10 protein-coding genes are annotated in these 9,323 nt (G+C 37.9%); 3 read left to right on the plus strand and 7 right to left on the minus strand.

The window, feature by feature from the left end; all coding sequences use genetic code 11:
• Positions 1 to 150 precede the first annotated feature (150 nt).
• The 6 genes from MMP72_RS15620 to MMP72_RS15645 all read right to left on the minus strand — a co-directional run bounded on the left by MMP72_RS15620 (position 151) and on the right by MMP72_RS15645 (position 3,540).
• Positions 151 to 804, minus strand: a complete 654-nt coding sequence (locus MMP72_RS15620; RefSeq protein WP_241406198.1) for a glutathione S-transferase — start codon at positions 802 to 804, stop codon at positions 151 to 153.
• A 98-nt stretch (positions 805 to 902) separates the two neighbouring features.
• On the minus strand, positions 903 to 1,301 hold the full coding sequence (locus MMP72_RS15625) for an OsmC family protein (protein ID WP_241406190.1): 399 nt from the start codon (positions 1,299 to 1,301) through the stop codon (positions 903 to 905).
• Positions 1,298 to 2,245, minus strand: coding sequence for a pirin family protein (locus MMP72_RS15630; RefSeq protein ID WP_241406191.1), 948 nt, complete (start codon positions 2,243 to 2,245; stop codon positions 1,298 to 1,300). The genes MMP72_RS15625 and MMP72_RS15630 overlap by 4 nt, the downstream gene beginning before the upstream one ends.
• Positions 2,246 to 2,399: 154 nt before the next feature.
• Positions 2,400 to 2,645 (minus strand): DUF2798 domain-containing protein, encoded by a 246-nt coding sequence (locus tag MMP72_RS15635; protein ID WP_241406192.1) that lies wholly within the window; start codon positions 2,643 to 2,645, stop codon positions 2,400 to 2,402.
• A gap of 31 nt (positions 2,646 to 2,676) precedes the next feature.
• Positions 2,677 to 2,979, minus strand: a complete 303-nt coding sequence (locus MMP72_RS15640; protein ID WP_241406193.1) for a DUF3861 domain-containing protein — start codon at positions 2,977 to 2,979, stop codon at positions 2,677 to 2,679.
• 33 nt (positions 2,980 to 3,012) lie between these two features.
• Complete coding sequence (locus MMP72_RS15645; protein ID WP_241406194.1) at positions 3,013 to 3,540, minus strand: PadR family transcriptional regulator; 528 nt, start codon at positions 3,538 to 3,540, stop codon at positions 3,013 to 3,015.
• A gap of 396 nt (positions 3,541 to 3,936) precedes the next feature.
• On the opposite strand from MMP72_RS15645, the gene MMP72_RS15650 reads away from it, so the two are divergent.
• Both MMP72_RS15650 and MMP72_RS15655 read left to right on the plus strand, forming a co-directional pair.
• Positions 3,937 to 4,743 carry a DUF5677 domain-containing protein gene (locus MMP72_RS15650; protein WP_241406195.1) on the plus strand — a complete coding sequence of 269 codons (807 nt, stop codon included), beginning with the start codon at positions 3,937 to 3,939 and terminating at the stop codon, positions 4,741 to 4,743.
• A 160-nt stretch (positions 4,744 to 4,903) separates the two neighbouring features.
• Positions 4,904 to 5,641, plus strand: a complete 738-nt coding sequence (locus MMP72_RS15655; protein WP_241406196.1) for an HNH endonuclease — start codon at positions 4,904 to 4,906, stop codon at positions 5,639 to 5,641.
• A 335-nt stretch (positions 5,642 to 5,976) separates the two neighbouring features.
• On the opposite strand, the gene guaA is transcribed toward MMP72_RS15655, so the two are convergent.
• On the minus strand, positions 5,977 to 7,545 hold the full coding sequence (guaA, locus tag MMP72_RS15660; protein WP_241406197.1) for a glutamine-hydrolyzing GMP synthase: 1,569 nt from the start codon (positions 7,543 to 7,545) through the stop codon (positions 5,977 to 5,979).
• A 454-nt stretch (positions 7,546 to 7,999) separates the two neighbouring features.
• On the opposite strand from guaA, the gene MMP72_RS15665 reads away from it, so the two are divergent.
• Positions 8,000 to 9,226 (plus strand): DUF445 family protein, encoded by a 1,227-nt coding sequence (locus MMP72_RS15665; protein ID WP_241406199.1) that lies wholly within the window; start codon positions 8,000 to 8,002, stop codon positions 9,224 to 9,226.
• Positions 9,227 to 9,323 lie beyond the last annotated feature (97 nt).

Genomic DNA, 9,323 nt, shown 5'->3' on the forward strand with positions numbered 1-9,323 from the left:
AGCTATAATCTCGTTGAGTGCGCTTAACTCGTTGTTCTCTTTCGTGTTCCATAAAATAAGTCTCTTAATGTGTAAACTTATTTCAGGACAGGACACAACACAGAATTAAAAAAGGAACGCTAAACGTTCCTTTTTTTGTTTTCTACCGACTTATGCACATTCAGAGTCTAAACTCTTTTGCTCTGTACGTTGAAATGCTGGACGCTGCTGCACACGTTGAACAAAGGCTTGGATGTGCGGATACTTCCCATGTAATCGGTTTTGAATTGCAATAAGGGGGAATGCCATCTGAATATCGGCAAAAGAAAAATCTCCTGCAAAATAGTCATGTTTCGCCAAATAGTCCTCTATATATAGAATATGTTCTTTGACACGTGGACGGACAAAACTGGCTTTGACACCATCGGTAATCTTTTGAGCAATTGGACGAATCACCCACGGCACATGCTTACTCACGCTGTTCATGACCAAAGTCATGACCAACAATGGCATTAAAGAACCTTCTGCATAATGCATCCAATAGGAATACTGCATCTGAGCATCGGCTTGTTGTGGTTTGAATTGTTGTTGCCCATCATACTTTTGCTGTAGATAATCCAAAATCACAGCAGATTCTACAATCACCTGCTCACCATCCACTAAAATCGGTGCTTTACCCAATGGATGAATTTGCTTGAGGCTTTCTGGCGCTGTATAACTAGCCGACCTTGGATAATACTCAACTTGGCAATCCACACCGAGTTCTTCTAATGCCCACAAGATTCGAAATGAGCGCGAGCATTGTAGGTAATGTAAGGTAATCATTTTTGTGCCTGCTTTGTGCAATGCAACTGCTGTGTACATATCCCTCTAACAGTTGCGTTTAGAATTATATTTTGCTCAAGCACAATAGCACTTTAGTCTTAAACAATCACGGTCTGAATGTCTAAACTGCGTAACAAAGTTTTAGTCACGGGTGTCTTACTACAGACATTTAACAGCTTTTCTTTTAAGTCTTGTGAAACAGGTTGTTGAAATATGACTCGACGTTCTATCCGTTCCTGTTGCTCACGATTAGTATGAAAATCCACTTCCACACTAAAATCACCTAACTCGATTTCTTTATGTTTCGCATACATTCGTAATGTAATCATCGTACAGGATGCTAAGCTTGCCGTAAGAAAATCATAAGGCGCTGGACCGGTATCATGACCACCGAACACTTCAGGTTTATCTGTTAAAAACTGATGTGTTCCACTACTCACCTGACCTTTCCACGGTTCTGCTAAAGTTTGAACTTTGGTGCTGGCAATAATACTCATTTTGAAGCCCTCATTTGATCAGGTAATACAGGTGCTTCTAAGCGTTTGCCTTGATAATCTGCAATCTCGCCAAAGCGTCCATCATGTTGAACCCAGTCTTCACGTGCTTGTTTTAAATCATCCATGGTACGTGCAACAAAATTCCACCATAGTAAAATTGGCGATTCGAATGGTGCACCACCAATCAATAACACACGATGACCTTGTGTCAGCTCCACTGCTATTTCAGTTAAACCTTTTTCCACAACCACCATATTGTCTGTATTTAATTCATGACCATTGACGCATGCGGTTCCCTCAAGTGCCATAAAAGCATATTCAAACTCGGGATTAAGAGGGATACGTGTTTTAGTATCTGCTTGGGCCGTTAGATCTACGCCCACCAAAGGAGTATGCACTTGCACAGGTGATGCCGTTTCTAAAAAATCACCGACGAGAACCGTAAATTCAACCTGATCTTTTATAACTACAGGGAGTTCTGGATAATGCTCAAACTTCGGTTCCATATTGCGCTTATCATCTGGCAATGCAATCCAGAGCTGTGCTGCATGCATTTTAGTTTCGGTATCAGGGGCAACTTCGGTATGTGAGATCCCACGCCCTGCTGTCATTAAGTTGACTTGCTTTGGACGAATCAATTGTTTTGAACCGAGACTATCGGTATGCATCATGGTGCCTTCAATCATCCACGTAAATGTCTGCAAACCAATATGTGGATGTGGCCCCACATCTAGACCATCACCTGCGGGAAACGTAACAGGTCCTGCATGATCAAGGAAACACCATGCGCCCACTAAGCGTTTATGGCGACTTGGCAAAGCGCGTTTAATCACCGTTCCCCTGCCAATTTCAGCCGAGCGAATTGTAAAATCTTGAATAAATTGATTGATGTAAGTTTCGCAGTCTTTTGAATCAGAAATATCGTAATCGTTGTTATTGCTCATGATATCGCTCTCTTTTTTACCTATGCTATTTGCAATGAGTTGTTTTATTGATCTTAACAATACAAGCAGCATTCAATATAGTCTTTTAGTAATACGCAGAGTGTTATCAGTGAGACAATCTTCATTTGTGTTTGTAATGACTCATATATTTCGTTTAATGCGGAGGCATTTCTACAAATAGTCCTGTGAGACGTCTAACCAGTGGTAAGAAAATCAATACTATAGGATATGCGATAGCCCAAGAAAACATCCAAGTAGTAAACCACTGTGCCCCAAACCCAGCCGTAAACCCTAGATTCATAAGCATGTTAATCAGGGATATTGTCCCACTCATTAAACCCGATAATAAGAATGGTATGATCCAAGCCGCATATTGTGCAGGTAACTTTTTGAATTTCACGTTTTACGTCTCAATGTGGTGTTGGTAAATATCATGATGATTTCTTCACCTGTTGCTTTAAATTTTTCATAAACTCCCCAAACTGAGGGAAAAACTCTTCAAATAAAGGATGATCCCGATGTTCAAGCATCACTTCACTCAACAGTTTTAGACCTACTGCAAATGATTTTGTGGTTTGATCATCAAAAAATCCTGCTTTCTGCAAACGTTGAACAATCTCAAAAATATCATCGTGATTACCTGTATCGAACGCTAAACGCTCGGTATAGCTTGAGAGCTGTCCTTTCGTGTCTTTCAAATGTTGTACGGTGATATGGTATTGGTGTTGTTTCATAAATTTTCTCCGCTGGGCAATGTTGTTCCCAACTCATAAGCGCCCAATCGCAATCGCAGCTTGATCAATTTTTTCAGCAATTTGATAAATCTGCTCTTGCTTTAAGTCAGCTACATTTAACTTTAATCGCAATGCCGTTTTTAGGTTTTCCATGGCACGATGGATATCAATCAACTGATCATTATTGTGAATCTCTCTTCTGAGTCGAAGCTTTTCCAACAAGACTCCCAACATCTCTTGTTGTTCTTTTAGATAGGCTTCACCAAGTTCCGTCACTTGATATTGCTTACGCTCAGCATCGAGCAATAAGATGAAATTCATTTCTTCCAAGTTGTTGAGTGTTGGATAAATTGTACCCGCACTTGGAGTATAGCCATCACCAACCAAGTCACTGATCTCTTTAATGATTTCATAGCCATGTTTAGGGCTTTGCTGAATCAAATGTAAAACCAACAGTTTCATGCGACCTGATTCAAACAAACGTCCACGGCGACTTGTTCGGTGATGCTCTCGATGGTGGATATCACGTTCGCTTTCGTGATGGTCTGATGTGTGTTTCATCTTTATTTTTCTCAAATTACTTAATTTCTGAATATTAAGATATATCTTAATGTATCTTTTATCAAGTTAAGATGTATCTTTAAATTTTATATTTTTGATATTTAATGAATTATTTTTCAAGGAGGATATCTAAAGAAGTTAAGCAATAAAAAAGAGCGCTTAAGCGCTCTTTTTACTGGCAATAAGGATCAAATTTGTTTACAAAACAAGCAAATTATTTCAAATGCAACCTTTCTACTTTTATAGAGTGCCGATATAATTTCTAACAATTTGAAAAAATTAAATTTTTTAAATTTAATTTCACATAATGGCCATTATATTAAATCAGTTGTTAACCTATCAAAATATAAAAGTTAAAATATAAAACATCTCTTATTTTTTAGAAGTTTACAGTGAATGGCCATAGGTGATAAAAAATTTACGGTAGCTTTTAAAAGCTACTGCAGAACTCTTAACTTAGCAATTAAAATCTCTCGTTTGGGTGCGGGACGGTATGTTCAAGAGGATAAAGTGGTTTGGGCCTGTATCCTTTTTACTAAACTATGTACCACTAGTAAAAGTTTAAGAAAATTATTAGATCACGATGTTTCGAGGGAATACAAAGCTGATTGGGATTATGCATCTGCTTTTAGCTTAACTAGAAACATAATGGAGTGTTATCAAACACTTTTTTATTTATGTTTTGATAATGTGAATGAAGACGAACTAAAAGCACGAAAAGCGCTTTTCAATGTACATGATTATTACTCTCGTAAGCAGTTTTTTTCTTTTTTATCTGAAACTTATGATGTACAGAAAGAAGATACTGAAATCGAAAATTTTGTTTTGGAACAACTAAAAAATTCTACATTTTTTAAGAACCTAGATGAAAAAGAGAGAGTTAAATATTTAAAAGGTAAAAATGCTTTTTTTATAAGTAGAGAAGATATCGAAGAGCGTGATGGAGTAGATAAGAATGATTTCAGATACTGGTATAAACTGTTATCAACAAATGTTCATTCTTTTCCAATGGGTTTTTTTAGAATGATTGATGGAGATAGAGGAACAGGAGTTCACTCAGATGTTGAGGAAAAATATAGTACAATGGCTTTAGAAGTTGCTGAAAATTATCTAATTCGTGGTTGTTGTAATATGCTGAATTTTTTCCCAGATATTTTAGAAAAAATGAGTCCTCAGGAAAAAAAACTACTCCTCATTGAATAAATTTCTCTGCTAAGGGAAACAAAAGTCATATTTTTAGAAAAATTCAACTGATTTAGCTTTAAATAATGACTAGGATCAGGTGTCTACCATATATAGAAAATAAGATGTTGTATGGTGCTTTACCTTTATAATTATTTTAGTCAAATCATTTGTATAAATCATGATAGAAAAGAAGTTACGTAGTTTTAGAAATATTATTCGAGACCGAAAAAGCAGTGTTACTAGACAGTTAATTCAGAACCATTATGCTGAGATATGTATTATTTGTGGTGATACGAAGGATTTAACAAAAGAACATGTGATTCCCAAATGGGTGTTCAAAAATGATCAAAAAAAGACTTTCATACAGACTTTAAATGAGGTTAGCCAGACATATTCAAAAACTACAGTTTTTGCATGCAAGTATTGTAATAATGAACTTCTTTCTAGCTTAGAAACATACATTCAACAATTACTTAATTCAGTCGATCTTAGTGAAGGTTTTTTTGATTATAATCAACAGGATAAATTAATTCTTTGGTTAGAAATTATTGATTATAAACTACAGATACTTGATTTAAGAAGAAAATTTAACAAATCTCCAAAAGGACCTTATATTCCCTATTTAGCAAATATTCCAGTCGCAATTCTTCAACGGGATACATCACCAACTTGGATTTTTAGAGGTTTGAGTAAAGCTTATAAAAGGCTTGGAGTTAAAAAGAAAAATTTTAAAGAGTCACTCTTAGTCTTTAAAACTAAAAATCCAGACTTTCATTTTTTTAATCGTAATCATGATTTTATTTTTTTAGAGCTTCCTGAATATGAAAAAGCTTTCTTTTTATTCTTAAGAGAACGATTTGAAGAACATACAGATGCTCATGATAAAGCTATGGAAATTATGAAAAAAGTATATTGACTATCTAGGTCTAAGTTTAATTTTTCTAAAATTAACATAATACACCTCAGACGAAATGCATTTAAAATATTTCTAAAAATTCTACTCTCAAACAAAAAGCCGACTTTTCCAAGTCGGCTTTTCTTGATCTATTTTAGGAATCATTCAACTGCCACAAGCATCTTGTACTTCGCTTAAAGCAATGCTTCAAGTTCGTTCATGGCGTAAAACTGGCAAAATGGTTGCATTTTGAAAGCCCTTCTGCCGCAAGCCTCTTACACTTCATTTAAAGCGATGCTTTAAATTCGCTCATAGCGTAAAACTGGCATGAAGCGTTGCTTCATGAAACCCCAGTTTTACTCCCATTCAATCGTTGCTGGTGGCTTAGATGACACGTCATAAACAACACGTGAAACATCTTTGATTTCATTCATGATACGCGTTGAAATTTTATCAACCAACTCATACGGCAAGTGAGCAAAACGTGCAGTCATAAAGTCAACCGTTTCAACGGCACGCAATGCAATTACCCATGCATAACGACGACCATCACCGACAACACCGACTGATTTAACAGGTTGGAATACCGCAAATGCTTGAGCAGTCTTGTCATACCAACCACTTGCACGAAGCTCTTGCATGAAAATATCATCAGCAAGACGAAGAATATCTGCATATTCTTTTTTCACTTCACCCAAGATACGCACGCCCAAACCTGGACCTGGGAATGGATGACGGTAAATCATGCTATGTGGCAAACCGATGGTGGTGCCCAATTTACGCACTTCATCTTTAAACAAGTCACGTAATGGCTCAACCAATTCAAATTCTAAATCGTCAGGTAAACCACCCACATTATGGTGTGATTTAATCACGTGCGCTTTACCTTGTTTGCTGGCAGCAGATTCAATCACGTCAGGGTAAATCGTACCTTGCGCCAAGAATTTCACACCATCCAATTTACGTGCTTCTTCAGCGAAGACTGCAATAAATTCACGACCAATGATTTTACGTTTTTTCTCAGGATCAACTTCGCCAGCCAATGCCGATAAGAAGCGCTGTTCTGCATCAGCACGAATGACTCGAATCCCCATGTTCTCTGCGAACATTTGCATCACTTGATCACCTTCGTTTAAACGAAGCAAACCATTGTCTACAAATACGCAGGTGAGCTGATCGCCAATCGCTTTGTGCAACAACGCAGCCACAACAGATGAATCGACACCACCCGATAAACCTAAAAGGACTTTTTCGTCACCAATTTGTTTGCGTAGTTGTTCGACACGTAAATCAATGATGTGTTCAGGTGTCCACAAACCACGGCAACCACAAATCTTATGTACAAAATTAGAAAGTAATTCAGCACCTTTGGCGGTATGCGTGACTTCTGGGTGGAACTGCACACCATAGAAACGACGTGTTTCATCACTGACTGCCGCAAATGGACAGCTCGGCGTACTGGCGGTAACTTGGAAACCCTCAGGAATCGCGCCAACTTTATCGCCATGGCTCATCCAGACATGCAGTTGATTTTCACGATCTTGCAAATGACCAATTAACTGGTCACGTACCACGATATCAACTTCAGCATAACCAAACTCATGTACAGTACCGGGTTCTACTTTTCCGCCCAGTTGTTCAGACATGGTTTGTAAACCATAGCAAATACCCAAAACTGGTACACCCAACTCAAATACAACCTGAGGCGCGCGTGGGCTACCTTCTTGATGTACGCTTTCAGGGCCACCTGATAAAATAATCCCGTTTGGATTAAATGCACGAATGTCTTCTTCAGACATATCAAATGCATACATTTCAGAATAGACACCCGCTTCACGTACACGGCGTGCAATAAGCTGGCTATATTGAGAGCCGAAATCCAAGATAAGGATACGATCTTCAGTAATTTGAGTATTGGTCGTCATAGCTAAACATAAAAAGCAAATGAAATAAGCGCCCTATTCTAGCATTTTTCATGCTTTGGCGCATCGCAATTCATCACCTATCTTACTTTTTAGTATAGGTCCTCAACTCACCCAAATATTAAAATTAAAATTTTGCCGCACAACATCCAAAAAGAGAGCTAAATCAACAATTCTTGCCAATTCTGCTCCACACAGAACAAAAATTGGTGCTAATATGATGAAGCGAAAATTTGCATTACCAAGGAAAGGTATTCAATCGACGCCATCATTTGCATATTTTTGCGATTTCGATGTCCTTGAAAAAGGAAAACCAACAAAGGGGAACTAAAGCCCAATACATACATGTATGGGTGAATTATCAACATCTATCCCTCAAATATTTAACTATCTATGGCTTGCCCTATCACGAGCAACAATTAGGACTTGAAGGACCAATAAAATAATGTTTCAAGAAATGATTGCGGATTTTCAACAGAATTTCTGGTTATATATTTCCATCCCATTTATCAGTGGCTTTATTGGTTATATAACCAAAGTCATCGCCATTCAAATGATGTTTTCCCCGCTTGAATTTAAAGGGTTACGATTATTTGGTTTACCACTCGGTTGGCAAGGGATTGTTCCGCGTAAAGCAGAAAAAATGGCGACCACAGCCGTTGAGCTGATGACCTCCAAACTGATTAAACCTGAAGAAATTTTTGCTCGACTCGACCCCAAACGTATCGCCAAAGAAATTGAAAAACCACTGATGGCGGCAGCTGAAGATATTACACGTGAAGTCGCGCAGCAATATCAACCAGGCTTATGGGAAGGCATGCCTGAGTTTGCGCGTCAAAAATTAATTAAACGAGTTCAGACTAAAGCCCCTGAAATTGTTGAACATATTATGGGTGAAGTACAAAAAGATGTAACCAAGTACTTCGATATTAAACATATGGTGGTCAACAATTTACTCAAAGATAAACGTCTTCTAAACGAAATTTTTAAAAAAGTTGGCAAACAAGAATTTAAATTCTTTAGTAATGTCGGCTTTATTTTTGGTTTTGGAATTGGTGTGATCCAAATGGTATGTTGGGTCGTCACCCAAGGTCAATATCCGTGGATGCTCCCATTGTTTGGCGGTTTTGTCGGCTTTTTCAGTGACTGGATTGCTTTGCAAATGATGTTTAGACCGTTGTACCCGAAAAAGATCATGGGCTATACATGGCAAGGTCTATTCATTAAACGCCAAGATGAAGTTGCAGCAGATTATGCAGCATTAATTTCTAAGCAACTACTCACTTCTCGTAATATGATGGAAGAGCTTTTTTCTGGTACACATTCAGATAAAGTGATTGATCTGGTTAGCCGACACGTCAAACAAGAAATTGACTTACAAGCAGGTGTGGTTCGTCCTCTTGTGGTTTATGCGATTGGCGGTGAAAAATATCAAAGTATCAAAACAGAAGTGACAGAGCGTATTCTGCAACAGCTTCCAGAAACCATGCGTTATGTAGAGTCTTATGCGGAAGATGCCATGAATGTTCGCAACACTTTAGTAGAGCGAATGCAGAAACTTAGTCCTGAAGAGTTTGAAGGTATGCTCCGTCCTGCCTTTAAAGAGGATGAATGGTCATTGATCATTGTGGGCGCGGTGCTTGGCTTTATGGTCGGTGAGATGCAAATCTTATTTATGCTCTAAGTTTTGTCACGTCCTGAAATAGATTGACAGTATTTCATTTAAAACCGAGTTAAACCATTAGCTCGGTTTTCTCTTTCTCATACATCTGATTCGGTGT

The sequence above is a fragment of the Acinetobacter sp. NIPH 2699 genome, assembly GCF_022549355.1.
Taxonomy (GTDB): Bacteria; Pseudomonadota; Gammaproteobacteria; order Pseudomonadales; family Moraxellaceae; genus Acinetobacter.